This window comes from Pseudomonas sp. RIT778 (assembly GCF_019718735.1).
Lineage (GTDB): Bacteria > Pseudomonadota > Gammaproteobacteria > Pseudomonadales > Pseudomonadaceae > Aquipseudomonas > Aquipseudomonas aphyarum.
On record NZ_JAIHBA010000026.1, the window covers coordinates 86293 to 112468 of the forward strand.

Genomic DNA, 26176 nt, shown 5'->3' on the forward strand with positions numbered 1-26176 from the left:
CCCACCCGGTTTCTGCGCTGTTAGAATGCGCGCCATATTTCGTCAGACCGCAGCGCACGCCATGACCCAGATTCACGCCACCTCTCCCGCTCACGTCGCCATCATCGGCGGTGGCCCCGCCGGCCTGATGGCCGCCGAAGTGCTGAGCCAGGCCGGAGTCCGCGTCGATCTGTACGACGGCATGCCCTCGGTGGGCCGCAAGTTCCTGCTGGCCGGGGTTGGCGGCATGAACATCACCCATTCCGAAGCCTACCCGGCGTTCCTGTCGCGCTACGCCGAACGCGCCCCGAACATCGCCCCGCTGCTGCGCGCGTTCGACGCCGATGCGCTGTGCCGGTGGATTCACGAACTGGGCATCGAAACCTTCATCGGCAGCTCCGGCCGGGTGTTCCCCACCGACATGAAAGCCGCGCCCTTGCTGCGCGCCTGGCTCAAGCGCCTGCGCGACAGCGGCGTGGTTATCCACACCCGCCACCGCTGGCTCGGCTGGGACGAAAACGGCGCGCTGCGCATCGACAGCCCGGAGGGCGAGCAAACCCTTACCCCCGACGCCACCCTGCTCGCCCTCGGCGGCGGTAGCTGGTCGCGGCTGGGTTCCGACGGCGCGTGGATGCTGCCGCTGGAGCAACGCGGCGTAGGACTGGCGCCCTTGCAGCCAAGCAATTGCGGCTTCGAGGTGCAGGCCTGGAGCGAAGTGATGGTCAGCAAATTCGCCGGCGCGCCGCTGAAAAATATCGCCATCGGTTTGAACGACGACGTTCCGCGTCTGGGTGAATGCGTGATCACTGCGACCGGCATCGAGGGCAGCCTGATCTACGCGCTGTCAGCGCCGATTCGTGAGGCGATCAATGTGCACGGTACCGCGACTGTTCACATCGACCTGCTGCCCGGCCGGCCTGTGGATAAATTGCAGGCGGCGTTGAGCAAACCACGGGGTTCGCGCTCAATGGCCAAGCATCTGCACAGTCATGTCGGGATTGATGGAGTGAAGGCGGCGTTGCTGCGCGAACTCACTGATGCAGCGACGTTTGCTGATCCGGCGTTGCTGGCCAGGGCGATCAAGGCTTTGCCGCTGACGCTGGTGAAAACCCGTCCGCTGGATGAAGCGATCAGCAGTGCCGGGGGCGTGACGTTCGAGGCGATGGATGAGCGGATGATGCTCAAGGCGTTGCCGGGGGTGTTTTGTGCGGGGGAGATGCTGGATTGGGAAGCGCCGACTGGGGGGTATTTGCTGACGGCGTGTTTTGCCAGTGGCCGGGTGGCGGGGTTGGGGATGCTGGACTGGTTACGACGCTGAGATCGGGTCGCCCCTTTCTCCTCACCCCAGCCCTCTCCCCCAGGAGAGGGAGCCGACCGAGGTGTCTGGCGTCATAAATCGACCTGAAAGACCGAGTCGATTATGGATTTATAGATCAAGTGCTTTTCATAACCTGAGTTCGACTCGACATTTCAGGTCGGCGTAACTCGCAAAATCAACCCCGTCAGTCCCCTCTCCCCCCGGGAGAGGGTTAGGGTGAGGGGGCTTTTGATCTTTAAGGCAATCTTTAAGGCTTACGCTTACGCGGCCCGGTATTGAACACCGGCACCTTACGCACAGGCTTGATCGAAGGCTCCGGCGCCTGGGTCTCCCCGCTGTCCACCCACTTGCCCAGATTGCGCTTGCCACCGCCACCACCGGAAGCTTTCGGCTTCTTTGGCTTCTTCGGCTTCTTGATCACCTGACCACTGGCATCGGTGTCCGGCACACGGTGCTCCGGCACGAAATCCGGCTCAACCTCACGCTTCAACGTGCTGCGAGTCAGCATTTCAATCGCCGACAACATGTTCACTTCATCAGCGCACACCAGCGAAATCGCCTCACCGGTCGAACCCGCGCGGCCAGTCCGGCCGATACGGTGAATGTAATCCTCAGCGACGATCGGCAGATCAAAGTTGACCACCAGCGGCAGGTCTTCGATATCCAGACCACGGGCAGCAACATCGGTGGCCACCAGAATCTGCACTTCGCTCAGCTTGAAACGATCCAGCGCGCGCTGCCGGGTCGCTTGCGGCTTGTCGCCGTGGATGCCGTCGGCGTTCACGCCCAGGCCCTGAAGTTTCTCGACCAGCGCGTCCACACCATTACGGGTCTTGGCGAATACCAGCACCTGCTTCCACTTGTTCTTGCGCATCAGGTGCACGAACAGTTCCGGCTTGCGCTTCTTGTCCACGGTCACCACCCATTGCTTGACGGTGTTGGCGGCCACGTTGCGCGGGCTGACTTCGATGCTCTGTGGATCGTTGAGCATCTGTCCGGCCAGCAGGCGGATGTCATCGGAGAAGGTCGCGGAGAACAGCAGCGTCTGACGTTTCTTCGGCAGCGCGCGGTAAATGTTCGCCAGCTCTTCGGAAAAGCCCAGGTCGAGCATACGGTCGGCTTCGTCCAGCACCAGGGTTTGCAGCTGGTTGAACTTCAGCGCGTTCTGGCGGAACAGGTCGAGCAGACGGCCCGGGGTCGCGACCAACAGATCGACGCCGCCACGCAGCTTCATCATTTGCGGGTTGATGCTGACGCCGCCGTACACCGCGTAAGTGCGCAATGGCAGGTTTTCGGCGTACTGGCGCACAGCTTCGTGGACTTGTTCGGCCAGCTCGCGGGTCGGCACCAGAATCAGCGCACGCACCGAGTTGGCGGTGACTTTCGGCCCTTCCATCGCCAGCAGTTGCAGCAGCGGCAAGGCAAAACCGGCGGTCTTGCCGGTGCCGGTCTGGGCCGCGGCCATCAGGTCGCGACCGGCCAGCACGGCCGGAATGGCTTGCGCCTGCACCGGCGTCGGGGTCTGGTAGCCGAGCTTCTCGAGGGAGCGCAGCAAGGGTTCGATCAGGCCAAGAGTGGCGAAAGTCATGGGAGTACCGTAGGAATAAATCAGAGCAAGTGTGCGATGGCGCGCAGTTTACCCTAATTCGCACGCTGCTCCGTCGCTATGGCAGCCGGCTCGCTGACCACCGGCAGCTGCCGTGGGCGCCGCCACTGTGGCAGACCGATCAGCACCACCGCACCAATGATCACCAGCATCGCCAGCGCCTCTTCGATCCCGATGGTCTCGCCGACAAACACGATCCCCAGCAACACTGCCACCGCCGGGTTCACATAGGCATAACTGGTGGCTGCCGCCGGGCGAACGTTTTTCAACAGGTACATGTAGGCGTTGAAGGCGATGATCGAGCCGAAGAAGATCAGGTACGCCAGCGCTAGCCAGCCTTCCAGTGGCGGCATGGCTTGCAGGTGTTCACCGCTGGCCGCGCTGCCGATCAACAACACCACGCCGCCGACCAGCATTTCCACGGCACTGGCCATTGCACCCTGGGGCAACGGCAAATGTTTGCTCCACACCGAACCGAACGCCCAGCTCGCCGCCGCGAAAATCAGCAACGCCGCGCCCAGCGGGCTCGATTGCAGGTTGGAGCCCATGTTGAGCATCGCGATGCCGATAATCCCCATCGCCACCCCGGCCCATTCCAGACGGGTGTTACGCGCGCCCCAGAAATAGCCGCAGAGCAAAGTGAACAACGGCACCGTCGCCACCGCCAGCGCGGCAACACCCGACGCCACGCCACTGTGCTCGGCCAAAGTCACCGCGCCGTTGCCGAAACTGAGCAACAGAATCCCGATGATCCCCGCCGCTCTCCACTGCGCCCAGGTCGGCGCCGGTGCCCCACGCCAGCGCAGGAAGGCGTACATCAGAGTGCCGGCAATCACGAAGCGCACACCGCCGAGCATCAGCGGCGGCCAGTATTCGACGCCGATGCGGATCACCAGATAGGTCGATCCCCAAATCACGTACAACGCAAAAAACGCAGCGATCAACGGCAGGGAAAAACGGCGCAAGGCAGACATGGGCAGCTCGAAAGTCAGACTCAGAGGATTGGTTATTCTAGAAAGGCCAACCGCTAAAAATAAGTTACAAAACCTGTTTATAGCGCCGGTACACTTTTGAAAACACGGAGATCGACGGCCAAAACCGCGATTTCGAAAGTCTGGCATTTTCAGGAGTCCGACCTTGGACAAATACGACCGCATGCTGCTCGGCGCCCTGCTAGAAAACGGTCGCGCGTCCTACGCCGACCTCGCCCGCAAAGTGAACCTCTCCGCCCCCGCCGTCGCCGAACGCGTGGCCAAACTCGAGGCGGCCGGAGTCATCACCGGGTATCAGGCGAACATCGACCTGTCGAAAATCGGCTTGCCGATCCAGTGCGTGATCGAATTGCGCCTCCACCAGAACGGCAGTCAAAAGGTCTACGACGAACTGGTGAAAATTCCGCAACTGACCGAGTGCTTTCGAGTGACGGGCGATCCGTGCGTGATCATGAAGGCCGCGGTGGGTTCGATGCCGGAGCTGGAGGATTTGATCAACCGGGTGGCGAAATTCGGGTTCAGCAAGACGTCGATCGTGTTGTCGAGTGCGATAGAGAAGCGGGTGCCGCTCGGCCACATCGAAGGGAACGGCAAGTAAATACGGGTGTGCCCGAATCTGCTGAGGGAGCGAGTCGGCTCGCTCCCGCAGACAACTGACCAGATCAGCAATCAATCTCTGATCGCTGAATCAGTGGAAAGCCCTCAACAGTAGCCGCGCCCTTCCTGTGTCACCAGATACGGCATATCTCGCATGCGCACCCACGGCTCGTTTCGCCAGTGGAGGAGCTTCAGCGTTTCGCCCGCAAAACTCATCAAACGTACATGAGGGCCAGAAACTGACTTCGACTCCTGATGAAGCATTGGCACTACCTGATGCGTCAGCCAACGGCGCAGGTGACGGTTTTCCGGGCAGTAGTGATAGACCAGCATTGCGTAAACCCCGGACTCGCTCACCATCAACGTCTCTTGAGCACCGTCATTTCCGGACAGATACATCATCTGCCGCTGGTCCTCATCCAGCTTGAGCACTTGTCGCGCGTTGATTTCCATCCCCATGAGACGACCTACGTCTCGGGCGCAGAACCAGGCTTCCGCATGCTGCAGAGTGGCCCTCAATTGAATGTGATGGCGAATGAACGACTGGGGATGAATTGGCGTTTCACGGGTGATTGCTGAACCGAAACCTTCAGCGTACGTGGGGACAACCTTGACCATGACAAATCTCCTTTTGAATATCGGAGCTGCCAGCATCACTTGCAGATGATGGGTGGCAGCTGTGCACGGGTCTGCAAGACCGAGTAGGAGACCTCGGCAGACCCGAAGGTCTCCCGCACACAGCTACCATTAATCGTGGTCGCTAATCGAAGCGACGCGATTATAGGTTTGCCAGTGGTCTCCTAACAAACTATCGGCGGGCTTGCAGTCCCGGTCGCTGAATTGGCAGCGACGTCTAGAGGTTAGTGGTGTAGCAAGGGAGCAGCAAGACAGATATCCCCTATAGTTCGGTAGGATTAATCGCCAGGCCGTGGCACAACGTTAAACACAAAATCAACGTAGACGCGAAAAACCTCCATCCTTCCATGGACGGTATGAAAAACAGCGGATACGTTAAATCAACGCCAAAAGACGGAGCTTGATCAACCTTTAACATTTCAGCTGGATAGCGAAGCAGGTTCAAACCTTAGTTAATGAGGCAATTGAAGCATCTCAAGGAGAACATCTTGAATCTTGAAACCAAAATTCCAACAGACCTCTGGACATTAACAAGAACCAACTATGAAAAAAGGAACTTTACTGGTGCGATTTTAGATGCATTCCATTATCTGAGTGATCTGATCCGCAAAAAATCCGGTCTAGAAGGCGACGGAGCACCACTTATCGGAAGTGCATTTGGTGGAGCGTCGCCAAAAATTAAACTCAACAAACTCCAAACAGAGTCGGAGCGAAACATCCAAAAAGGAATGGAGCAAACACTTCGAGGAATCTATCAAACCTTTAGAAACCCTCGAAGCCATGAAAAGATTTCCGACACCGACGAAGACGCGCAGATAATAATTATATTCATCGGCTACATCGTCCGCCAACTAGATCTAGCTAAATCTCAATTCTCAAGAGAAGACTATCTCAAACGCATACTTGATCCAGACTTTGTGCCACAAGTACGATACGCGGAGTTACTAGTCGACGAAATCCCCGCAAATCAACGCCTGGAAACTTTCCTCGATGTGTACAGAGCAAAAACCGCCGGAAAAATCGAGCACCTTAAATATTTCTTTAACGCGTTAATTCCAAAGCTTTCAAGCGATCAAATAAACCAAGCCTACGAAATCATTTCAGACGAATTAAAAACTGCAGACGACGAAACAACCTTAAGAATAATAATTGGCTCCCTAGGTGGTAAATGTTGGGCACACTTACAAGAGACCGCTCGCCTACGGATCGAAAACCGCCTAATCAGATCAATCAAAGATGGAAAATACGACACAAATTTAAATCGTGTTCGAGATGGCTCACTGGGAACATGGATCGTTTCAATACTCCCGCAAATATCCCTAAAAAAAGAGGCGCTTAGAGCGATTTCCGACAGCCTACACTCCGACAACGCAGAGAAAGAAGACTACATAATTAGATACATACTATCGAGCATGATTCACTTATCCGATAGCCTCCCTTTTGGCTTCGACATACTTTTTACGGAAAAAATAAAAAATGGTGACGAGAGATTTTACGATGCTACTGATGTAATGCCTTGGAAGGACTGGAGTGAAGAACTGACAGAAGCAGTGAATAACTTTGAAGCCGTAGAACCAACGTATGAGCCATTTATCGACGACATTCCTTTCTGAACAATCTCTCGACAGGGTTCACAACTAGCCGAAGCTGCGATATGTCGCAGCTTCGGTGCACTCACCAGCCTCTACAGCATTTGCGGTGATCTTGAGATCAGCGATAGCGCTGGAGGTGTTCGCCGACTTTAGCGGCCGGCACCTTCTGCAATTTGCACAGCAGGTCGTGCGATAGCTCCCGCACCCCATGCTTGTGCCGCAGCTCATCCGCCAAATGCGCCATCAGGTTCGCCGCCATCTCCGCATCCGCCATCGCCCTGTGCGCCTGGCCGGTATGCGGCAACTGGGCAAACGTGGTGAGCGTGCCGAGCTTGTGGTTCGGCGCCGCCGGCATCAAACGGCGGGCCAGCAGCAGCGAACAGGCAAAGTTCTGCAAACGGGTGCGTTTGATCCGGCCCAGTTCGAAGTCCCAGAACTTCTGGTCGAACGCGGCGTTGTGCGCCAGCAGCGGCGTGCAGCCGACGAATTCGTTGACTTCGTTCATCACCTGTTCGGCCGACGGCGCGGTGCGCAGCATGGCGTTGCTGATGCCGGTGAGTTGTTCGATGAAGGCCGGGACGCGGACGCCGGCGTTCATCAGGCTCTGGTAACGCTCGACGATGCGGCCGTTTTCCAGCATGACCACGGCGATTTCCGTGGCCCGGCAGCTGCTGCTCGGCGAGATGCCGGTGGTTTCAAAGTCGATGACTGCAATGCGTTCCAAACCGGGAGGTACTCCGTCCAAATCAATACTTGAGCAGGGCTCAATTTTTCAACAGCAGTGCGCCTTCGATCGGCACGTAACGGCTGGCGGCGCGGATCAGCGAGTTGGCGGTCAGGCCGGGAACGCCGTAGGCCACAGCTTGCACGCCGTGTTTGTTGATGATGCGTTCGAGCAGCATGTCGAAATCACCATCACCGGAGGCCAGGACGATTTCGTCGACGTGGTCGGCGGCGTCCATGATGTCGAGGGTGATGCCCACGTCCCAGTCGCCCTTGGCCGAGCCGTCGCTGCGCTGGATGTAGGGTTTGAGTTTCACGGTGAAACCGAGGTTGCGCAGGATCTGCTGGAACTGCTGCTGTTTGCTGTCGCCCCGGTCGATCGCATAGGCGTAGGCCTCGACGATCTGCCCGTGCTGGCTGACATCCGCCCACAGCGCCGCGTAGTTGAAGTGGCAACCATAGGCCTGACGCACGGTGTAGTAGAGGTTCTGCACATCGGCGAACACTGCGATTTTTTTCACCGGAGTTCCTGTGAGCGCTGACGCGCATGAGCCGGATCAGGCACCAGGCCCGAAAAAGGCGCTCAGTATGCCAGCCCGAAGGAAGGTTCCGCGAATAATCGGCCCGGGGCGATCAGGCGCCCCGGACGAATGGTGAATCAGACGAATGAATCGTCGTCATCGAAGAACGATGAGTTGTCATCGCTGTAGTCGGTGTCGGTGAAGCCGCCCTGATCATTACCGTAGGAGTCATTGTTGGCCATGCGCTGGTCATCGCCCCAGCCGTTGTTGCTCTGGTCGTTGACCTGGGCCGGCTCTTCCTTGATGACTTCGACGATTTCTTCCGGCTGCTGGTTGTGATGGAACAGGCTGCTGATGCCTTGTGCCAGCATCACGCCACCCGCCACACCGGCCGCCGTTTTCAGGGCGCCGCCGAGGAAGCTGCTGCCGGCCGCCGGGGCCGCTTGTTGCTGGCCATAACCCGGTGGTGGCGCGCCGAAGTTCTGTTGTGGCGCCGGCGCACCGAAGTTCTGCTGAGGTGCCGGTTCACGCCAGCCGCCGGTGGAGGGCGGGGCGCTCTGGGCCGGTGCCGGGCGCGGGCTGCTGCCACCGAAGATGCTCGACAGGAAGCCACCACCGCTGGAGGCCGGCGGCGCGCTCTGGGCCTTGGCCGATTGCAGTTCGGCCTGCAATTGCTTGACCTGTTGAGTCAGTTGTTTGTTCTGTTCGTCGAGGCTCTTGAGGGCAGCCTCCTGCACCAGAATCGCCTGGGTCATGAAATAACCTGCGGCCGGCTGGCGCGTCAGGTGTTCCTTGATCCGCGCTTCAGCCAGTGCGTCGCGCGGGGCTGCCTCCGTTTCGGCCTGTTGCAGCCGGGAAAACAGTCCATCGATCAGGGTTTGTTCTTCGCTGTTCATGGCGACCTCGTAGATTGCCGGGGATAACGTTGCCCTCCTCCACGTCGGAGGAGGCGCACCTCTGTAATGGAGGCAGCAACAGAATGTTTCAATGACCTTTACCGAACGTTTACGTTTGCGCAGCGAAACGGATCATCGGTTAAAGTGGGCCACTGTTTTTGACCTGCGATACCGACTGATGAATGCCTTCGATGTGCTGCGCGACTCCCTGTATTTTTTCAAACGCAATCTTGGCCGGATCGTCCAGTTGTGCCTGCCGCTGGTGATTGTCGAAGCCGTGCTGCAACAGGTGGTCGACCATGCCAGCGACCCGGACGGTTACTCGGCCATCAGCGTGATCGTCGGCCTGCTGGTGTATCCGCTGTACACCGCCGCGCTGATTCTGTTTCTCGATGCCCGCACCCGCGGCGAATCCCCGCAAACCCGCGATCTATTGGCGATGGCCGCTCGCCTGTGGCCGCGCTTTGCCCTGCTGACTGCGCTGAACACGCTGTTGATCCTGCTCGGGCTGTCGCTGTATTTCCTGCCGGGGCTGTGGCTGATGGTCACTCTGGCCTTCGGTGAATATCTGCTGGTGCTTCGCGGTTACGGTCCGTTGCAGGCAATGAAGGAAAGCCTGCGCCTGAGCCGTGGGCATTTTCTGCGGATTCTGGTGTGCATCCTGTGTGTGATGGGGCCATTGTGGCTGCTCAAGGGCCTGACCCTGCAGGTCTATCCCGATCCGCAGAATCCGTTGATTGCGGTGCTGATCGACAGCGGTCACAGCTTCCTGCAACTGTTCACTAGCGTGGTGCTGTTCCGCCTGTTCATGCTGATTAGCGAATTGCCCGACAAACGTGACGGAATAGTCTGACTGCGCCGCGCTTGGGCTGATCGATGGGTCTCGGGTATGCTCGGGACCACTTCCGTATCGCTATAAGCCGAGCCATGACCCGTCTACTGCGCTACATCCTGTTGCCCGTACTGCTCGCCCTCGCCCTGATCGGCACGCTGATCTACAGCCTGACCTGGCGCCCCGACGCCCGGGAAACCCTGCCGGTCAGTTGCACCGGGCAACCACCGACGCTGGTCCCCGGCCAGGCCCTGAAAGTCATGACCTGGAACGTGCAATACCTAGCCGGCAAGCGCTACGTGTTCTGGAATGACCTGGCGCAAGGCGACGACGAAGCCCCGACCCCGGAAGACATGGCGTTCAGCCTCGATGAAGTGGCGCGGGTGATTCGCGACGAACAGCCCGACGTGGTGCTGTTGCAGGAACTGGATGACGGCGCCAAGGCCAGCGACTATCAGAACCAGCTCAAGCTGTTGCAGGAACGCCTGACCGACCTCTACCCGTGCAGCGCCCACGCCTTTGACTGGAAGGCCGATTTCGTCCCGGATCCGCACATCTTCGGCAGCGTCGGCCGGCAACTCGCGACCCTCAGCCGCTACCGCATCGAACACGCCGAGCGCCTGCAATTGCCGGTGCAGCCGGCGAACATCATCAGCCGTCAGTTCCAGCCGAAAAACGCCCTGCTCGCCACCACCCTTCCGCTCAGCGATGGCGGGCAACTGGTGGTGCTCAACACCCATCTGGATCGCGCCACCCAGCCGGACGACACCTTGCAGGCACAGGTGACAGCGGTGGCCAAGGTCCTCGACAAACACGAAAGCCACGGCACGCCGTGGCTGATCGGTGGTGACTTCAACCTGTTGCCGCTCGGCCAGTACCGGCGCCTGCCCACCGAGCAGCGCACGCCGTACTCCGCCGACAGTGCGCTGCATGTGCTGTGGGACAAGTACCCGATGATCCCGACCAACAACGAAGCCAGTGGCATCGACCGCGCCAAGTGGCTTACCCACTACCCCAACGATCCCGGCCTCAACGGCCCGGACCGCACGGTCGATTACCTGTTCTACAGCCCGAAGATCAAACGGGTCGAAGCCACGGTGCGGCAGGACGATACGTTGCGCATTTCCGATCATCTGCCGGTGATTGCGCGGTTCCTTCTGCCGCCCAACTGACCTCAGTGAGCTTCTTCGAGATCATCGTGCAACAGCCCGAAGATCTGCCGCTTCATGTCGATGAACGAGCGCTCCATCACCATGTCCAGCGTGCGTGGGCGCTCGATCGGCACGTCGAGAATCTGCTTGATCCGTCCCGGCCTGGCGCCCATCACATACACCCGGTCGCCGAGCAGGATCGCTTCGTCGATATCGTGGGTGACGAACAGCACGGTTTTCTTGCTGTTGCCCCACACCCGTAACAACAGCTGCTGCATTTGCAGGCGGGTCTGGCTGTCGAGGGCGCCGAAGGGTTCGTCCATCAGCAGGATCTGCGGGTCGTTGGCCAATGCCCGGGCAATCGCCACCCGCTGCATCATCCCACCGGACAACTGCTTGGCGTAGTTGTCGGCAAACCCGGACAGGCCGACTTCGTGGACATAGTGATCGACGATTTCCTTGCGCCGCGCCGCCGGCATGCCCCGACGCTTGAGGCCGAATTCAACGTTTTGCCGCACGGTCAGCCACGGAAACAGCGTGTAGCTCTGGAACACCATTCCGCGATCCGCGCCGGGGCCCTGCACTTGCTGGCCACCGACGTAGATTTCGCCGGAGGTCGGCTCGGCCAAGCCGGCGGTGAGGTACAGCAGGCTCGACTTGCCGCAGCCCGACGGCCCGACCAGCACCGCGAATTGCTGATCCGGCACTTCGAACGACACTTCTTCAAGCGCAGTGAATGTTCCGCCGCCGGGTTTGCTGTAACGCAGGCTGACCTTGTCCACCTGCAACCTTGGCGCGGCGTGTGCCGGTGCGGCGACCGGCTCGATGAAACGACGGTTGGCAGCGGTTACTGAGCCCATGCGGCAATCCTCAAACGCAAGAAGCGGAACAGTTGATCGGTGACCAGGCCGAGCAGGCCGATGATCGCGATGGCGAGAAAAATCACATCCACCTGAAAGCCGCGCATGGCCTTGAGGCTCAAGTAACCGAGGCCACTGGAAGCGGCGACCAGTTCGGCGACCACCAGATACGTCCAGGCCCAGCCCATGGTCACCCGCAAGGTGTCGAGTACGCCGGGCAACGACGCCGGGGCGATCACATGCAGCACCGCGTCACGCCGGTTGGAGCCGAGGGTGTAAGAGGCGTTGATCAAGTCCTTGGAAATGCCTTTGGAAACGTCGGCGATCATCACCAGTTGCTGGAAGAACACGCCGAAAATGATCACCGAGACACGTTGCTCCAGACCGATACCGATCCACAGGATGAACAGCGGCACGAACGAGGTCACCGGCAGGTAGCGGATGAAATTCACCAGCGGTTCGAGGAACGCCTGGACGATGCGGAAGCTGCCCATCAGCAAGCCCAGCGGCACCGCCACCAGCGACGACACAATGAAACCGACCATCACCACTTCGACACTGGCCCAGACATGCTGGCCGAGGGTGCCGTCGCGGCTCAGGCGCACGGCGGCTTCGACCACCGCGCCGGGCGTGGGCAGGAACATCCCCGGCACGATGCCGCCGTAGGACAACCCGGCCCACAGGCCGACCAGCAACACCCAGGCCAGACCGCTGGCGCTCCACACTACCGGCACCGGCAATCCGGTCTTCGGCGTGATGCAGCGGCTCAGCCATGAATTGCGCTTGAACATGACCAGTCTCCTAGAGCGGGCTGACGAAACGGTTATCCACCAGATCGTCGTTGCTGACGTTGTAGGGCTTGCCCTGCAATTCGCTGGCGGTTTCGTTGGCCAGTTTGATCAGCGGTGCGCTGTCACCCGGCTTGCCCGGCGAGCCAAGGAGTTTTTCGCTCATGGCCTGATCGTAGAAGCGCACGCCTTGCGCGGCGGCGGCCAGTTCCTTCGGATCGGACAGGTAACCGCCGACGCCCTTGGCCATGATTTCGTAGGCTTGCTGTGGATGGTCCTTGGTGAACTGCACGGCTTTGTAGAGGCCGGCGACCAGCGCCTTGACGTCCTCCGGCTGCTTCTCGATCACTGTGCAGTTGAGCGCGACCACATCGACGATCACCCCCGGCGTACTGCTGCTGTCGATCAACACCTTGCCCTGCTGCTTGTCGCGCACCATCGACAGATGCGGCTCCCAGGTTACGGCAGCCGGCACGCGACCGGCGATGAACGCGGTGGCGGCATCGTCGGCGGTCATGTTCTGCACGGTGATGTCGCTCATGCTCATGCCGTTCTTTTTCAGCAGGTACGACAGCCAGAACTGCGAGGTCGACCCTTCGTTGACGGCCACGGCCTGGCCCTTGAGTTCCTGCAGGCTCTTCACGTTTTTGCCGACCAGCACGCCGTCGCCGCCATGGCTGTCATCCAGCGCGGCCACGGCCTTGAAGCAGAACTGCGGGCGGTACTTGAGCACTTCGTCGATGGTCGACGCCGAGCCGGACAATTGCCCGGACGCCTGGGCGGCCATGTACATCGACGCTTCTTCGACCACCGGCAATTCGACGGTCAGGCCGTTTTCCTTGAAGTAGCCCAGATCCTGAGCCAGATACAGGGTGCCGTAACCGACCCACGTGGTGTGGCCGATCGACAAGGTGCCGGCCTGGGCGGCGGTGACGGAAAGGGCGGAAATCGCCAGAGGACATGCAAGACGGGTAAACAAGGACTTGTTCATGGAGCACTCCCAACGCTGTTGATTTAGTTGTCATGGGCAGTACGGCCAACCGTGGTGTCGCGATTGCACGCTGCGGTCTCTGCTGGACTCTGGCGGGCAATGCCTTGGCTGGCGAAATCGATGTTGACCCAGGCTTGGCGTCAGGAAAACGAGGAAATAGTTAGACGCGAACGATGAAAAAACTGGGTAGTGCGCACCGCGAAAGGGCGCGTCGGGCGGGGGTGCACGGAGGGGGTGCAAGACAGCAAAAACAGTGGTGAATCGACTGACGCAATCGCGAGCAGGCTCGCTCCCACGGGGACGGTATCGCTCACAAATTTTGTGTACGACGCTGGTCCACTGTGGGAGCGAGCCTGCTCGCGAAGGGGCCCTTGAGCCTTACGAATATCTCAGAGCCGGCCGTACTCCTGCGCCGTACGATCCAGCGCTTTCAACGTCTTGCCCACCAGCTCGTCAATCTCTTCACGACTGGCAATCAGCGCCGGCGCCATGATCATCCGCCCCAGCGTCGAGCGAATGATCACCCCCTCTTCAAAACCGATCGTGCGGCAGCGCCAGGCGATGTCGTTTTCATTGGCAAAGCGCTTGCGCGTAGCCTTGTCCTCGGCCAGTTGCAGCGCCGCGACCATGCCCGTGCCCTGGATATCGCCCACCAGCGGATGATTGCCGAACACCTCGCGCAGGCACTGTTGCAGGTACGGGCCGATGTCATCCTTGACCCGCGTCACCACGCCTTCATCGCGCAATGCCTTGAGGTTGGCAATCGCCACCGCTGCCGCCACCGGGTGCCCGGAATAGGTCAGGCCGTGGGCGAACACACCGCCCTGCTCCACTAGCACGTCGGCCATTTTCTTCGACAGGATCAGGCCGCCCATCGGGATATAACCGGAGGTCAGGCCCTTGGCGATGGACAGGGTGTCCGGCTCGAAACCGAAGTATTCGTGGGCGAACCATTCGCCGGTACGACCGAAGCCGCCGATCACTTCATCGGCACACAACAGCACGTCGTACTTGCGGCAGATACGCTGGATTTCCGGCCAGTAGCTTTCCGGCGGGAAGATCATTCCGCCCGCGCCCTGGAACGGTTCGGCGATGAATCCGGCGACCTTGTCCGCGCCCAGTTCGAGGATCTTCGCTTCCAGTTGCTGCGCCGCCCGCAGACCGAATTCAGCCGGGTTCAGATTGCCTTCGTGGGCGAAGAAGTACGGCTCGTCGATGTGCGCGATGTCGGGAATCATCCCGCCCATTTCGTGCATGAATTTCATGCCGCCGAGGGCCGTCGCCGCCAGAGTCGAACCGTGATAACCGTTCCAGCGGCCGATCATGATTTTCTTCTCGGGCTTGCCCAGCACCTGCCAGTAACGGCGCACGGTACGGATCAGCACCTCGTTGGCCTCGGAGCCGGAGTTGGTGTAGATCGCGTGGCTGTAGTGCCCCGGCAGCAGGCTGAACAGCAGCTCGGAAAGCTCAATCACCTGCGGGTGAGTGGTGTGGAAAAACATGTTGTAGTACGGCAACTGCTCCAGTTGCCGGCTCGCGGCGGCGTTCAGATCCTTGCGCCCGTAGCCGAGGTTGGTGCACCACAGCCCGGACATGCCGTCGAGGTAGCGCCGACCGTCGTTGTCCCACAGGTGCAGGCGGTCACCGCGCACCATCACCCGTGGGCCTTCGTCGTTGAGGGCCTTCTGGTCGACGAACGCATGAATGTGGTGCGCTGCATCGGCGGCCTGGTAGTCGCGGGTTTCACGTGAGGTGGTCATCGCCGGATCTCCTTTCTTGTTGTGAGCGGCTGTCATGAGCGCAGTTGAAACCAGGTGGTTTTCAACTGGGTGTATTTGTCGAACGAGTGCAGCGACAGATCGCGGCCGAAACCGGATTGCTTGCCGCCGCCGAACGGCACGGTCACGTCCAGCGCATCGACGCTGTTGACCGACACCGTACCGGCTCGCAATTGCCGCGCCACCCGGTGCGCGCGGTGCAGATCATCGGTCCACAGCGAGGCCGCCAGACCGTAGACGCTGTCGTTGGCCAGTTGCAAGGCGTGGGCCTCGTCATCGAACGGAATCACCGCCAGCACCGGGCCGAACACTTCTTCACGAAACAGGCTCATGTGCGGCTGCACGTCGGTGAAAATCGTGGGCTGAATGAAGTTGCCCGAACCGTTGAAACTCAGTTGCCGACCCCCGCAGACGCGGGTCGCGCCTTCACGCTCGGCCTGGTTGATGAAGCGCAGAATGCTTTCGGCCTGACGGGTGTCGACAATCGCCCCGGCCGCACTCGCCGGGTCCAGCGGATCGCCCGGCTGCCAGCGTTCGGCCTGAGTCTTCAGCCGCTCGACGAACTCGTCATGAATCGAGCGCTCCACCAGCAATCGCGAGTTGGCCGAGCAGACTTCGCCCTGATTGAAGAAGATCCCGAACGCGGCTTTCTGCGCCGCCAGATCCAGATCCTGGCAGTCGGCGAACACCAGATTGGCGCTCTTGCCGCCGCACTCCAGCCACACCTGCTTGAGGTTCGACTGCGCGGAGTACTGCATGAAATATTTGCCGACCTGCGTCGAGCCGGTGAACACCAGACAATCGACATCCGGGTGCAGGCCCAAGGCTTTACCGGTTTGTTCGCCGAGCCCCGGCAGCACGTTCAGCACACCGGCCGGCAACCCGGCTTCCAGCGCCAGCTCAGCCAAACGCAACGCGGAGAACGGCGATTGTTCGGCGGGTTTGAGAATCACCGAATTGCCCGCCGCCAGCGCCGGCGCGAGTTTCCACGCGGCCATGTCCAGCGGAAAATTCCAAGGCACCACCGCAGCGACCACGCCCAGCGCTTCGCGGGTGATGGTCGCCAGGACGTTCGAGGCGCTCGGCGCGACCTGATCGTAGAGTTTGTCGAGGCTTTCGGCGTACCAGCGGAACACCCCGGCGGCGCCCGGCACGTCGATGTTGTAAGCGTCCATCACCGGTTTGCCCATGTTCAGCGAATCGAGCAGCGCCAGTTCTTCGCGATTGGCCAGGATCAGATCCGCCAGCCGCAGCAGCACTTGCTTGCGCTCGGTCGGTGAACGCCCGGCCCAGGTGCCGGCCTCGAACACCTGCCGCGCATTTTTCACCGCCGCATCGACGTCTTCTTCACCGCACGCAGCGACGTTTGCCAGCAACTGGTCGGTGGCCGGGTTGATCGCGGCAAAGGTCTGCCCCGACTGCGCCGCACGCAGTTTGCCGTCGATCACGGCCTGGTACGGATAGCTCAATTCAGCGGCCTTGCGCTGCCAGTCTGCAAGCTCGAACACGGTGGTTGCTCCTTGGACTTTTATTCTTTTGAGAACAGTGCGCAGTGATAGTCGCTCAGGCCCGTGCGGGCTAAAACCAGTAAAAATGTCTTCGCAGACAATAAAAAAGGTAACCAGCCGATGGCCCCTTCGCGCGCGTATGGGGCTATTGTTCAGGGACAAAAAAACCGCCGACAGAACGGAGGCCGGCGGCTTACAAATTGCTTGGATGTGGAATCCGTTCGCTTTGAGGTTCACCGTGGCCGCTTACAACCTGCGTCAGTTGAAATACTTCATCACCACCGTCGAATGCGGCAGCGTCGCCGAAGCGTCGCGCAAGCTGTACATCGCGCAACCGGCGATTTCCACGGCGATCAAGGGGCTGGAAGACAGCTTCGGCGTGCAACTGCTGATCCGTCATCACGCCCAGGGCGTGTCCCTGACACCCAGCGGTGCGCGGTTCTTCCGCAAAGCCCAGGAACTGCTGCGCATGGCCAAGGAGTTCGAACAGAACGCCCTCGCCGACAACGACGTGGTAGCCGGGCAGATCGATATCGGCTGTTTCGAAACGGTCGCACCGCTGTACCTGCCGCAGCTGATTGCCGGGTTCTCGGCGCTGTATCCGGGGGTGAAGATCCGCATCCGCGACGGCGAACAACAGGAACTGGTGCAAGGCCTGACCTCAGGCACCTTCGATCTTGCAATCCTGTACAAGCACGACCTCGACGCCACCATCGAAACCGAACCGCTGATGCCGGCCCAACGACCTTACGCCCTGCTGCCGGCGGATCACCGCTTCGCCCAGCTCAAGCAGGTTTCGCTTCGAGACTTGTGCCTGGAACCGATGATCCTGCTCGACGTACAACCGAGCCGCACCTACTTCGTCAGCCTGTTCGAAGAACTCGGCCTGTCGCCACGCATCGAGTTCAGCTCGCCGTCGATCGAAATGGTGCGCGGCATGGTCGGCCAGGGTTTCGGCTTCTCGATCCTGGTCACCCGCCCGCATTCGGAATGCACCTACGACGGCAAGAAAGTCGTGTGCGTGGACATCGTCGAAGACGTCACCGGCTCAGGCCTGGTGGCCGCGTGGCTCAAACGCGGGCAACTGACCAAACCGGCGCAGTTGTTTGCCGATTATTGTCGGGAGCAGCTGACCGCGAAGGCCAGTCGATGAAAATCAAAAGATCGCAGGCTGCGATCTTTTGATGCCCAGATTTATAAATCTCAGGCTTTCGCCGGAAAGCCGATGCCAATCCCCAAAAAACCTATTGATCGTTTTCCGTGCCGAGTTGAGGGTCAATTTCAACGAAGTTCCGACGCAAGTAACCTTCCATGGCTATGTCTTCAATCGCCCACTCACCATGCCCAAGGTTGCCGACCAGGTCGCGGCGTTGCAGGCGCTTCAAGGCAGTCTGAACCGTCGCCGCGCTGGGCACGTGGCCACCGGGCATCTCGCTGCCAATCCACTCGCGTCCTTCGGTAGAAAAAATGGGAAGGCCCCTCACCAGCCCGATAAGTACGGTGAAATCCAGAGGAGCCATCTCCAGAATCAGGTTCTCGAAGTTGCCTTCGTCCGTCATGGTGCTCCAGGCTCGATGGTCTGCATCTCGCACGCTGAGCCCCTCAGTCAGACACAGCAGAAATACATCGCGAATGTACTTGGGCATGTATCCCCGGGCAGCAAAACGCTCGAAAGCGGCGTTTACCTCCCACTCCCTTCCGGTGATTTCCTGAAACCGCTGACCCAGATGCTGGACAAATTCCAGGCCAAGATTAGGAAACTGGATCTCGTGGCTGAACTGATAGAACGGTGCTTTGGTACGACGAAACATTCGATGCAGGCCATCCTGGGAGGACCCTGTAAACACTGCAAAGACTTCACCGTGCGCATGCTGCAGTAGCGAACGGAGCGTAGCAGTCAAGTCTTCGAATTCCTTCCGGCTCGCCAGATGCTGGACCTCGTCGATGATCAGCAGCGCCTTGCCGTTACCGAGTATCCGGAAGCGCTCGAAGAGCTCGATCAGGTTCAGTCCGCCTTCCTTCGCCAGCTCGGCCTTCACTGTTACGCCGTCGGTACTGGCGCCGGCCTCCACCGACTGAACCAGAGAACCCGGTCGCATGAGCTTCAGCCAGTTGCGTCGCAAAAAACCTGCACCGTGGATGGCCTCATACAACGCACCCGCGATCACCCGCTCAGGATGCGCCTTGTCAAACCACAGGTCTGCTGTTGCAACAATAAAGCCGTGCTCCTTGGCAATCGGGATCAGGTCGTTGATCAGAAAGGTGGTTTTTCCCTTGCGCCGAGGCGCGAATATCGTCGCGGCGTTTTGCAGGCGTGACTCGAAAGTGACCAGGATTCCCTCAGCCAGATGGGTGCGAGGGAAGAGTAGCGAGTCCTTGGTTTCCGGAGTCATTATGAGCCTTTATGTCAAAATACATAATTTATGAATATGAAAATAATTACGCATAATTGAAAAAGATGGAAGCCTTACCTGAATGCCTTCTGTCACGTACCGCGCGGTTTGGCTCGTGCGGTAGCTTCAGCCACCAACGGATCATCCGGCCAATAATGCTTCGGATACCGCCCCTTCAGATCCTTCTTCACTTCGGCATAGGTGCTGCGCCAGAAGTTGGCCAGATCCTGCGTCACCTGCACCGGGCGCCGCGCTGGCGACAGCAGGTGCAGCTTGACCACTTGCCGGCCGCCGGCGATGCGTGGTGTGTCGGCGAGGCCGAACAGCTCCTGCAAGCGCACGGCGAGAATCGGTGGTTGCTCGCTGTAGTCGAGGCGAATCGACGAACCTGACGGCACGCTCAGGTGATGCGGTGCCTGTTCGTCGAGCTGTTGCGGCAGTGGCCATGGCAGCAGATTGCGCACGATGCTCGACAGGTCGAGGTTGGCAAAGTGGCTGAGGCGCGAGACTTTGCCCAAGTACGGCATCAGCCAGTCTTCGAGGGTTTTCAGCAGCGTGGAGTCGCTGACATCCGGCCATTGGCTGTCGCCCTTGGCGTTTAGATCGAGCTGGCGCAGTAACGCGACTCGCGCCTGCCACTGGCGCAGCTCCGGAGTCCACGGCAGTAGCTCCAGACCTTTGCGCCGCACCAGATTGACCAGCGCCTGACTGCGGGCGTTTTCGTCGAGACCGGTCAGTGGTTCGCGGCTGAGGATCAGTTCGCCGACTTTGCGTTGACGCTCGGCGCGCAGCACGCCTTCGCGTTCGTCCCAGTCCAGTTGATCGACGTTGTGCACCTGTTCGGCCAGCACTGAGTCGAACAGCGCCGGATCGAAATCTGCCGCCAGATAAATCCGCTCTTCCCGCTGGCCTTGGCGGCTGCCGAGGTCGGCGATGACGATCCACGGTTCCTTCATCAGGCTGTCGGCTTCGGCGAACAGCGCCGCACGGCCGTTGGCCAGTCGATATTCGGCACCACCGGCACGCCGCTGCTGGGCGACGCGATCCGGGTAGGCCAGCGCCAGCAGAGCGCCGAGCCAGCGCGGGTGATCCGGGTCTGCGACCGGTTCGCTCGCCTTGCCGCGCAGGTAGCCGCGATATTGCCGCGCCAGTTGCCGGGCGCGCTGCACGCCGCCCTGGGCACCGCGCGCCGCGCGTTCTTCGCCGGACAGCAGCACCAGACGGCTGTGCAGATCCGCCCCGGCGCCGCGCAAAATATCGCGCTCACCGAGCAACGCGGCGACGTCGCACGCCATGCTCGCCAGCCCCAGCGCCTGACCGCGCAACAGCAAATGAGCGATGCGCGGATGGGCCGGCAATTCGGCCATGGCTTGACCGTGGCGATTGAGGGTTTCACCGTCCAGCGCACCGAGGCGCTGCAACAGATCCTGAGCCTGTGCATAAGCGGCTACCGGCGGCACATCCAGCCAGATCAGATCACTCGGCGCCACGCCCCAGCGTCCGAGCTGCAAGGCCAACCCGGCGAGATCAGCCGAGAGAATTTCCGCACTGCCATAAGCCGCGAGTTGTTCGTGCTGATCCTGCGACCAAAGGCGATAACACACGCCCGGTTCCAGACGCCCTGCCCGGCCCGCTCGCTGGGTGGCACTGGCTTTGGAGATACGTTGAGTGTCGAGGCGAGTCATGCCGCTGCCCGGGTCGAAACGCGGCACACGCGCCAGCCCGGCGTCGATTACCACGCGCACACCGTTGATGGTCAGGCTGGTCTCGGCGATGTTGGTGGCCAGCACCACTTTGCGCTGGCCGGCCGGAGCCGGGTCGATGGCGGCGCGTTGGGCATTCAGGTCGAGTTCGCCGTGCAGCGGGCAGAGCAAGACATCGCTGCGCTCGCCGATGGCGTCCGCCAATTGCTGATGGACACGCCGGATTTCCGCCTGCCCCGGCAGAAACACCAACAGGCTGCCGGTTTCATCGTGCAGCGCTTCGAGCACCGTTTGCGTGACGCGTTGATCGATGTATTCGCCGGGCTGGAATGGCCGGCCCCAGCGCATCGTCACCGGGAACATCCGGCCCTCGCTGCGCAGGATCGGTGCGTCGTCGAGCAAGCCGGCCAGACGTTCGCCTTCAAGGGTGGCGGACATCAGCAGAATCTTCAGCGGTTGTTCAGCTCGAAACAGCTCGCGACCGTTCAGACTGAGGGCCAGCGCCAGATCGGCGTCGAGACTGCGTTCGTGAAATTCGTCGAAGATCAGCAGACCCACGCCGTCCAGCGCCGGGTCGTCCTGCAGACGCCGGGTGAGGATGCCTTCGGTGACCACTTCGATGCGGGTATTGGGACCGACCTTGCTGTCGAGGCGAATGCGATAACCGACGGTTTCACCGACCTTCTCGCCCAACTCGCTGGCAAGCCGTTCCGCTGCTGCACGCGCAGCCAGCCGACGCGGTTCAAGCATGAGAATGGTCTGCCCGTTCAGCCACGCTTCATTGAGCAGGGCCAAGGGCACGCGGGTGGTTTTACCGGCGCCGGGCGGTGCTTCGAGCACGGCTTCGTGGCGTGTCGCGAGGGCTTCACGCAGGGCGGGTAAAACGTCATCGATCGGCAAAGAAATCATGCTGGCTCCCAAACAGAGCGGCGAGTATAACGGCGAACTGCTGAGCGTTCGTCAGGGTCTTAACTTCACACGATGACGCTTCGTTAACAGATGACTCAGGAGATTCCCATGCGCTTACCTTTTCGCCTGATCGGCGGTGTACTGGTTGCCACCCTGCTCACTCAGATCACTGCGTGCGGTTCGATTTTCTATCCCGACCGGCGCGGCCAGATCGACGGCAAGATCGACCCGGCGATTGCCGTACTCGATGCCGTGGGCCTGCTGTTCTACATCGTGCCCGGCCTGATCGCGTTTGCCGTGGACTTCGCCACCGGCGCGATCTACTTCGAACCGGGCCACACGGCGCAGGTCGATCCGGCCAAACTCAAGCAAGCCATCGGCCCGGACGGCCAGGTCGATAACTTGAAGTTGCAGGCTATTCTCGAAACGGAGCTGGGCCGCAACCTGCCTCTGGATGACCCGCGCCTGATCCAGCACAAAGGCAGCACCCAGCAACTGGCGATGTTCGGCCTGCAACCTGCCGCATAAGGAATCCATGCACCCATGACCTCCAGCCCCGAACACGCCCGCCTGCTGCGGCTGGCGACCCGCGCCTCGGTGGCGGTGGCCTGTACGCTGATCATCGCCAAAGCCATCGCCTGGTGGCTGAGCGGTTCGGTGAGTATGCTCGCCGGCCTCACCGACTCGGCCCTAGATGGCGTCACTTCGTTGCTCAATCTGCTGGCGGTGCATTACGCGCTGCGCCCGGCGGATGACGATCATCGTTATGGCCACGGCAAGGCCGAATCCCTGGCGGGCATGGCGCAGGCGCTGTTCATTGGTGGCAGTGCGGTGCTGATCGCGTTTCAGGCTTATGAGCGTATGAACAATCCTGAACCGCTCGGCGCGCCTTGGCTGAGCATCGGGGTGATCGTGTTTTCCCTGTTGCTGACGGCGGCGCTGTTGATGCTGCAGCATCGGGTGATCAAGCAGACCGGCTCCAACGCGGTGCGGGCGGATTCGCTGCATTACCGTTCGGACCTGTTGTTAAACGGCAGCATTCTGATTGCGCTGGTATTGGCCGGATTGGGTTTCGATCAGCTGGATGCGTGGTTTGGTCTGGGGATCGCGGCGTACATTCTGTGGAGCGCAATCCAGATCGCCCGGGAAAGTTTTTCGGTGCTGATGGATGAAGAGCTGCCGACGGATGTCAGTCAGCACATGCTCGAACTGGCGTGCGGCGTGCCGGGCGTGTTGGGCGCGCATGATTTGCGCACGCGGATTTCCGGCAATCACTGGTTCGTGCAATTGCACCTGGAATTGCCGGGGGAGCTGACGCTGTCAGTCGCTCACGGCATCAGCGATCAGGCGGCGGATGCGATTCACAAAGCCTACCCACGGGCCGAAGTGCTGGTGCACGCCGACCCGCAGGAAGTGGTCAAAGCCGCTCGGGCTCAATAGTTGACCTGATAACCGCGACTGCTCAGGCAATTGCCCTGGGCCTGGCGGTAGGCCTGCACCACTTCGGGCGCCGGTTGATAAGTCGCGGTGCGCGGATTGAAGCCGCTTTGCTGCACCGCGTACTGATAGCACTCGTAGCCGTCGCGCTGAACCTGCTCCGGTGACTGACCGTTGGCCGGATACGCTTCCACGTCATAACCATTGCCGGTCGGCTGCGGTGGCTGCTGCGCCGGCGGCTCGACCACCACGTAATCCTGGGTCGCTTCCTGATACGCGTAGTACGAGCCAGCAGCGAGGAACAGCAACGAACCGCCGATCCACACTTCCCGAGCGTAATCCGGCAGGTACTGGATGCGGATCCCGCGCGGCGGCTGAACCACGATGTAGCGCGGGCCTTGCGGGCGATACCAATAGCCGCCGGAGTAGAAATAGTCCTGGCCGCGATATGGCACGCGGTAATCCCGATCCGGGAAACGGTCGATCACATGGCCCGGCCGGTATTGCGGGCCAGGGCCCCAGCCGTTGCCATGCCCGTCGGGGCGACCCGGCCAGCGGTTGTCGTTGGGGCGGTTGCCGGTCTGCCAGTTCTGGTGATAGCCATTCTGCGGGCGCTCGTCGCGGTAGTAACCCTGACGCGGTTCCTGGGTCTGGCGCACGGTGTCGGGGCGCGGCTGGATCGGCAAGTCATTGGCCGGCAGTTGCGGCGGCGGTGGCGGCTGGCGCACCGGGTTGGGGTTGTAGGCCGGACGCGGCTGGTTCTGGTTCTGCCACTGGCCATTGTTCTGCTGGCCGCGGTTCTGCTGCCCGTTGTGCTCGAACTGGCGGCTGTTGTCGCCACGAATGATGTCGTTGTTCTGCCGCTGCGGATTGTCTTGGCCACGCTGCTGATTGCCACCGCCATGGCCCTGATTGTTGCCCTGGTGCTCCGGCCCGCGTCCGCCGCCGTCGGGGCCGCGATTCTGCGGCTCATCCGCCAGCGCTTGCGCACCGACACTCACACACAGCAAACCAACACTGGCCAGACGCCAGATGCGCGACTTCATGAAATTCCTCACTGCGGACTAGAGCCTGAAATTAAGAGGGCGTGTAGCTAAGACCGGGGATGGGCACACCGGGTTCTGCTACAGGTTATCAGTCACGTCATTTATTTATTGAGCGAGATGGGTCAAATCGCGGGCAAGAAAAAAGGGAGACCCGTCGGCCTCCCTTCTAGAGAACTTCGTCCTGGCTCGACGCTTTTGACGTCGGCTCACCTCACGCCGTCTTCTGGACAGTGTGCAGCTCGGGGGCCGGCACAACCCCGGTGGGGGTGGCGGCCGCGGCAGGCCGGATTGGGCGGGCCGCGTGGACTGTGTTACCGAGCAGTGATTCTGGTGATAAGAATAGGCCCGGAGCCGCGACAGATGATTGCGAAGATTGCTCAAATAAACATCACTTGCGCAATTTTTAACCCTGGATAGATAATCCGCCGCAATAGTTAAGACAAAGGATCGTTTGATGAGCAAACTCGACCGTTACGACCTCAGTATTTTGGCGGAATTGCAGCGCGACGCCCGCATCTCCAACCAGGAACTGGCCGAGCGCATCGGTCTGTCGCCCTCCCCGTGCTCGCGCCGGGTCAAGCAGCTGGAGGACGATGGCTACATCTCCCGCCAGGTCGCCCTGCTCGATCGCAAGATGCTCGGCCTGAGCCTGACCGCCTACGTGCTGATCGGCATGGACCGGCACACGCCGGAGCGTTTCGAGAACTTCGAAGCGGCGATCCGTACCTTGCCGCAGGTGCTGGAGTGCAGCCTGGTGACCGGGGTTGATGCCGACTATCAGCTGAAAGTGGTGGTGCCGGACATGGATCACTATCAGAAGCTGCTGCTGGGGCATCTGACCCGGATCGAAGGCGTGACCAGCGTGCGTTCGAGCTTTGTGTTGAATCAGGTGCTCAACAGCACTGAATTGCCGCTGACTCATCTGCGCAGCTGAAATCGACGAATGACTGCGGCACACCGACGCAGGTCAATGCTGCGTCGTTCGCCGCTGGCGTATACTCCCGGCCGCCCTTTCAGCCGCGCAGCGCCGGAGATGCCCGATGGATCCAGCAGCATTTGAAGAGTGGATGATGACCGGTCTGGTCAGCATCCTGATCATTTTCATGGGTTTCATCGTCTGGGATCTGGCGAAGAAGTCCAAGGCCGGGCGCTTCGGCTCGTTCATTCTGTTCTTCGTGCTGGGCCTGGGCGTGGCCGCATTCATCATCAAGAGCGTGGTGATCGGCCTGATCGAATCCGGCGCCTTATAAGCGCGCCGGCACTTCTTTCCACTGGCCCTGATCGAGCCCTTCGATCGACCAGTCACCAATCCTGACCCGAACCAGCCGCAATGTCGGCAGCCCGACTGCCGCCGTCATCCGCCGCACCTGGCGGTTACGTCCTTCGCGAATCACCAGTTCCAGCCAGGTTGTCGGAATCGTTGCGCGAAAGCGTACCGGCGGATTGCGCGGCCACAGCTCCGGTTCATCCAGTTGCCGCGCTTCGGCGGGCAAGGTCATGCCGTCATTCAATTCGACGCCGTCACGCAGACGCTGCAACTGCTCGTCCGTCGGCACACCTTCGACCTGCACCCAATAGGTTTTCGCCAGTTTGTGCTTCGGGTCGGCGATCCGCGCCTGTAACTGACCGTCGTTGGTCAGCAGCAGCAAACCTTCGCTGTCGCGATCCAGCCGTCCGGCCGGATAAATGCCAGGAATGTCGATGTAATCCTTGAGCGTCGCCCGCCCTTCGCCGTCGCTGAACTGCGTCAGCACATCGAACGGTTTGTTGAACAGGATCAGCTTCGGCTCGGCGGGTGGTGCCTTGGCGACACGGCGCGGGGCTGAAGAAGCTGGCTTCGCGCCGGGGCGGCGGGAAGGTGGACGCGGTGGACGGGACATAAGAGAGAAGACATTTAGCGATCAGGGCAGACAATGCTAG

General features: G+C 60.6%; 25 protein-coding genes. 10 read left to right on the forward strand and 15 right to left on the reverse strand.

Annotated features, from left to right (window positions below):
- Positions 1-61: 61 nt before the first annotated feature.
- A complete protein-coding gene (locus K5E37_RS19040; protein WP_221534828.1) occupies positions 62-1297 on the forward strand; it encodes a TIGR03862 family flavoprotein in 1236 nt (411 codons plus the stop codon).
- Between the two features lie 247 nt (positions 1298-1544).
- Here the strand turns inward: K5E37_RS19040 and K5E37_RS19045 are convergent, their stop codons facing one another.
- Positions 1545-2885, reverse strand: coding sequence for a DEAD/DEAH box helicase (locus K5E37_RS19045; RefSeq protein WP_007958742.1), 1341 nt, complete (start codon positions 2883-2885; stop codon positions 1545-1547).
- Positions 2886-2938: 53 nt separating this feature from the next.
- Positions 2939-3877, reverse strand: coding sequence for a drug/metabolite exporter YedA (yedA, locus tag K5E37_RS19050; protein WP_221534829.1), 939 nt, complete (start codon positions 3875-3877; stop codon positions 2939-2941).
- Positions 3878-4040: 163 nt separating this feature from the next.
- On the opposite strand from yedA, the gene K5E37_RS19055 reads away from it, so the two are divergent.
- Positions 4041-4493 (forward strand): Lrp/AsnC family transcriptional regulator, encoded by a 453-nt coding sequence (locus K5E37_RS19055; RefSeq protein ID WP_221534830.1) that lies wholly within the window; start codon positions 4041-4043, stop codon positions 4491-4493.
- Between the two features lie 104 nt (positions 4494-4597).
- Here K5E37_RS19055 and K5E37_RS19060 read toward each other — a convergent pair whose 3' ends face one another.
- A complete protein-coding gene (locus tag K5E37_RS19060) occupies positions 4598-5110 on the reverse strand; it encodes a Bro-N domain-containing protein (protein WP_221534831.1) in 513 nt (170 codons plus the stop codon).
- A gap of 506 nt (positions 5111-5616) precedes the next feature.
- Here K5E37_RS19060 and K5E37_RS19065 point away from each other — a divergent pair.
- Positions 5617-6741, forward strand: coding sequence for a TIGR02391 family protein (locus K5E37_RS19065; protein ID WP_221534832.1), 1125 nt, complete (start codon positions 5617-5619; stop codon positions 6739-6741).
- A gap of 97 nt (positions 6742-6838) precedes the next feature.
- On the opposite strand, the gene K5E37_RS19070 is transcribed toward K5E37_RS19065, so the two are convergent.
- From K5E37_RS19070 to K5E37_RS19080, 3 genes are all read right to left on the reverse strand, one after another.
- A complete protein-coding gene (locus K5E37_RS19070) occupies positions 6839-7444 on the reverse strand; it encodes a PolC-type DNA polymerase III (protein ID WP_085655028.1) in 606 nt (201 codons plus the stop codon).
- A 40-nt stretch (positions 7445-7484) separates the two neighbouring features.
- Entirely contained in the window at positions 7485-7964 is a 480-nt protein-coding gene (locus K5E37_RS19075) for an NYN domain-containing protein (RefSeq protein WP_007958730.1), read from the reverse strand.
- A gap of 137 nt (positions 7965-8101) precedes the next feature.
- Positions 8102-8860, reverse strand: a complete 759-nt coding sequence (locus tag K5E37_RS19080) for a DUF2076 domain-containing protein (RefSeq protein WP_221534833.1) — start codon at positions 8858-8860, stop codon at positions 8102-8104.
- A 178-nt stretch (positions 8861-9038) separates the two neighbouring features.
- On the opposite strand from K5E37_RS19080, the gene K5E37_RS19085 reads away from it, so the two are divergent.
- Together K5E37_RS19085 and K5E37_RS19090 are read left to right on the forward strand one after the other, a co-directional pair.
- On the forward strand, positions 9039-9713 hold the full coding sequence (locus K5E37_RS19085; protein WP_218189661.1) for a YciC family protein: 675 nt from the start codon (positions 9039-9041) through the stop codon (positions 9711-9713).
- A gap of 74 nt (positions 9714-9787) precedes the next feature.
- Positions 9788-10864, forward strand: coding sequence for an endonuclease/exonuclease/phosphatase family protein (locus tag K5E37_RS19090; RefSeq protein WP_221534834.1), 1077 nt, complete (start codon positions 9788-9790; stop codon positions 10862-10864).
- 2 nt (positions 10865-10866) lie between these two features.
- Here K5E37_RS19090 and K5E37_RS19095 read toward each other — a convergent pair whose 3' ends face one another.
- The 5 genes from K5E37_RS19095 to K5E37_RS19115 all read right to left on the reverse strand — a co-directional run bounded on the left by K5E37_RS19095 (position 10867) and on the right by K5E37_RS19115 (position 16768).
- A complete protein-coding gene (locus K5E37_RS19095) occupies positions 10867-11703 on the reverse strand; it encodes an ABC transporter ATP-binding protein (protein WP_179693642.1) in 837 nt (278 codons plus the stop codon).
- Positions 11691-12494 (reverse strand): ABC transporter permease, encoded by an 804-nt coding sequence (locus K5E37_RS19100; RefSeq protein ID WP_007958721.1) that lies wholly within the window; start codon positions 12492-12494, stop codon positions 11691-11693. Before K5E37_RS19100 ends, K5E37_RS19095 begins: the two co-directional genes overlap by 13 nt.
- Before the next feature lie 10 nt (positions 12495-12504).
- Positions 12505-13482 (reverse strand): ABC transporter substrate-binding protein, encoded by a 978-nt coding sequence (locus tag K5E37_RS19105; RefSeq protein WP_221534835.1) that lies wholly within the window; start codon positions 13480-13482, stop codon positions 12505-12507.
- 389 nt (positions 13483-13871) lie between these two features.
- Positions 13872-15242 (reverse strand): aspartate aminotransferase family protein, encoded by a 1371-nt coding sequence (locus K5E37_RS19110; RefSeq protein ID WP_221534836.1) that lies wholly within the window; start codon positions 15240-15242, stop codon positions 13872-13874.
- Positions 15243-15274: 32 nt separating this feature from the next.
- Positions 15275-16768, reverse strand: a complete 1494-nt coding sequence (locus K5E37_RS19115; RefSeq protein ID WP_221534837.1) for an aldehyde dehydrogenase — start codon at positions 16766-16768, stop codon at positions 15275-15277.
- Between the two features lie 238 nt (positions 16769-17006).
- Between K5E37_RS19115 and K5E37_RS19120 the strand changes: the two genes are divergently transcribed.
- Positions 17007-17921, forward strand: a complete 915-nt coding sequence (locus K5E37_RS19120) for a LysR family transcriptional regulator (RefSeq protein ID WP_007958716.1) — start codon at positions 17007-17009, stop codon at positions 17919-17921.
- A 91-nt stretch (positions 17922-18012) separates the two neighbouring features.
- Here the strand turns inward: K5E37_RS19120 and K5E37_RS19125 are convergent, their stop codons facing one another.
- Together K5E37_RS19125 and hrpB are read right to left on the reverse strand one after the other, a co-directional pair.
- Positions 18013-19161 carry a hypothetical protein gene (locus K5E37_RS19125; protein WP_221534838.1) on the reverse strand — a complete coding sequence of 383 codons (1149 nt, stop codon included), beginning with the start codon at positions 19159-19161 and terminating at the stop codon, positions 18013-18015.
- Positions 19162-19253: 92 nt separating this feature from the next.
- A complete protein-coding gene (gene hrpB / locus K5E37_RS19130) occupies positions 19254-21773 on the reverse strand; it encodes an ATP-dependent helicase HrpB (RefSeq protein ID WP_221534839.1) in 2520 nt (839 codons plus the stop codon).
- 108 nt (positions 21774-21881) lie between these two features.
- Between hrpB and K5E37_RS19135 the strand changes: the two genes are divergently transcribed.
- Positions 21882-22301, forward strand: coding sequence for a hypothetical protein (locus K5E37_RS19135; protein WP_007958714.1), 420 nt, complete (start codon positions 21882-21884; stop codon positions 22299-22301).
- Between the two features lie 15 nt (positions 22302-22316).
- Positions 22317-23213 (forward strand): cation diffusion facilitator family transporter, encoded by an 897-nt coding sequence (locus K5E37_RS19140; protein WP_085608748.1) that lies wholly within the window; start codon positions 22317-22319, stop codon positions 23211-23213.
- On the opposite strand, the gene K5E37_RS19145 is transcribed toward K5E37_RS19140, so the two are convergent.
- Entirely contained in the window at positions 23207-24256 is a 1050-nt protein-coding gene (locus tag K5E37_RS19145) for a DUF6515 family protein (RefSeq protein ID WP_221534840.1), read from the reverse strand. The genes K5E37_RS19140 and K5E37_RS19145 overlap by 7 nt on opposite strands.
- A 454-nt stretch (positions 24257-24710) precedes the next feature.
- On the opposite strand from K5E37_RS19145, the gene K5E37_RS19150 reads away from it, so the two are divergent.
- Entirely contained in the window at positions 24711-25190 is a 480-nt protein-coding gene (locus K5E37_RS19150; protein WP_007909658.1) for an Lrp/AsnC family transcriptional regulator, read from the forward strand.
- A 106-nt stretch (positions 25191-25296) separates the two neighbouring features.
- Positions 25297-25506 carry a DUF2788 domain-containing protein gene (locus K5E37_RS19155; protein WP_221534841.1) on the forward strand — a complete coding sequence of 70 codons (210 nt, stop codon included), beginning with the start codon at positions 25297-25299 and terminating at the stop codon, positions 25504-25506.
- On the opposite strand, the gene K5E37_RS19160 is transcribed toward K5E37_RS19155, so the two are convergent.
- Entirely contained in the window at positions 25501-26136 is a 636-nt protein-coding gene (locus K5E37_RS19160) for a pseudouridine synthase (protein ID WP_085608750.1), read from the reverse strand. The two genes, K5E37_RS19155 and K5E37_RS19160, sit on opposite strands and share 6 nt — an antisense overlap.
- Positions 26137-26176 lie beyond the last annotated feature (40 nt).

What these genes read in the sequence shown, in the direction of transcription:
- K5E37_RS19160 (WP_085608750.1), bottom strand. Translation starts at nt 26,136, where the DNA reads ATGTCCCGTCCACCGCGTCCACCTTCCCGCCGCCCCGGCGCGAAGCCA.
- K5E37_RS19100 (WP_007958721.1), bottom strand. Translation starts at nt 12,494, where the DNA reads ATGTTCAAGCGCAATTCATGGCTGAGCCGCTGCATCACGCCGAAGACC.
- K5E37_RS19045 (WP_007958742.1), bottom strand. Translation starts at nt 2,885, where the DNA reads ATGACTTTCGCCACTCTTGGCCTGATCGAACCCTTGCTGCGCTCCCTC.
- K5E37_RS19140 (WP_085608748.1), top strand. Translation starts at nt 22,317, where the DNA reads ATGACCTCCAGCCCCGAACACGCCCGCCTGCTGCGGCTGGCGACCCGC.
- K5E37_RS19110 (WP_221534836.1), bottom strand. Translation starts at nt 15,242, where the DNA reads ATGACCACCTCACGTGAAACCCGCGACTACCAGGCCGCCGATGCAGCG.
- K5E37_RS19060 (WP_221534831.1), bottom strand. Translation starts at nt 5,110, where the DNA reads ATGGTCAAGGTTGTCCCCACGTACGCTGAAGGTTTCGGTTCAGCAATC.
- K5E37_RS19095 (WP_179693642.1), bottom strand. Translation starts at nt 11,703, where the DNA reads ATGGGCTCAGTAACCGCTGCCAACCGTCGTTTCATCGAGCCGGTCGCC.
- K5E37_RS19150 (WP_007909658.1), top strand. Translation starts at nt 24,711, where the DNA reads ATGAGCAAACTCGACCGTTACGACCTCAGTATTTTGGCGGAATTGCAG.
- K5E37_RS19085 (WP_218189661.1), top strand. Translation starts at nt 9,039, where the DNA reads ATGAATGCCTTCGATGTGCTGCGCGACTCCCTGTATTTTTTCAAACGC.
- K5E37_RS19090 (WP_221534834.1), top strand. Translation starts at nt 9,788, where the DNA reads ATGACCCGTCTACTGCGCTACATCCTGTTGCCCGTACTGCTCGCCCTC.
- K5E37_RS19145 (WP_221534840.1), bottom strand. Translation starts at nt 24,256, where the DNA reads ATGAAGTCGCGCATCTGGCGTCTGGCCAGTGTTGGTTTGCTGTGTGTG.
- K5E37_RS19040 (WP_221534828.1), top strand. Translation starts at nt 62, where the DNA reads ATGACCCAGATTCACGCCACCTCTCCCGCTCACGTCGCCATCATCGGC.
- K5E37_RS19125 (WP_221534838.1), bottom strand. Translation starts at nt 19,161, where the DNA reads ATGACTCCGGAAACCAAGGACTCGCTACTCTTCCCTCGCACCCATCTG.
- yedA (WP_221534829.1), bottom strand. Translation starts at nt 3,877, where the DNA reads ATGTCTGCCTTGCGCCGTTTTTCCCTGCCGTTGATCGCTGCGTTTTTT.
- K5E37_RS19105 (WP_221534835.1), bottom strand. Translation starts at nt 13,482, where the DNA reads ATGAACAAGTCCTTGTTTACCCGTCTTGCATGTCCTCTGGCGATTTCC.
- K5E37_RS19080 (WP_221534833.1), bottom strand. Translation starts at nt 8,860, where the DNA reads ATGAACAGCGAAGAACAAACCCTGATCGATGGACTGTTTTCCCGGCTG.
- K5E37_RS19155 (WP_221534841.1), top strand. Translation starts at nt 25,297, where the DNA reads ATGGATCCAGCAGCATTTGAAGAGTGGATGATGACCGGTCTGGTCAGC.
- K5E37_RS19135 (WP_007958714.1), top strand. Translation starts at nt 21,882, where the DNA reads ATGCGCTTACCTTTTCGCCTGATCGGCGGTGTACTGGTTGCCACCCTG.
- hrpB (WP_221534839.1), bottom strand. Translation starts at nt 21,773, where the DNA reads ATGATTTCTTTGCCGATCGATGACGTTTTACCCGCCCTGCGTGAAGCC.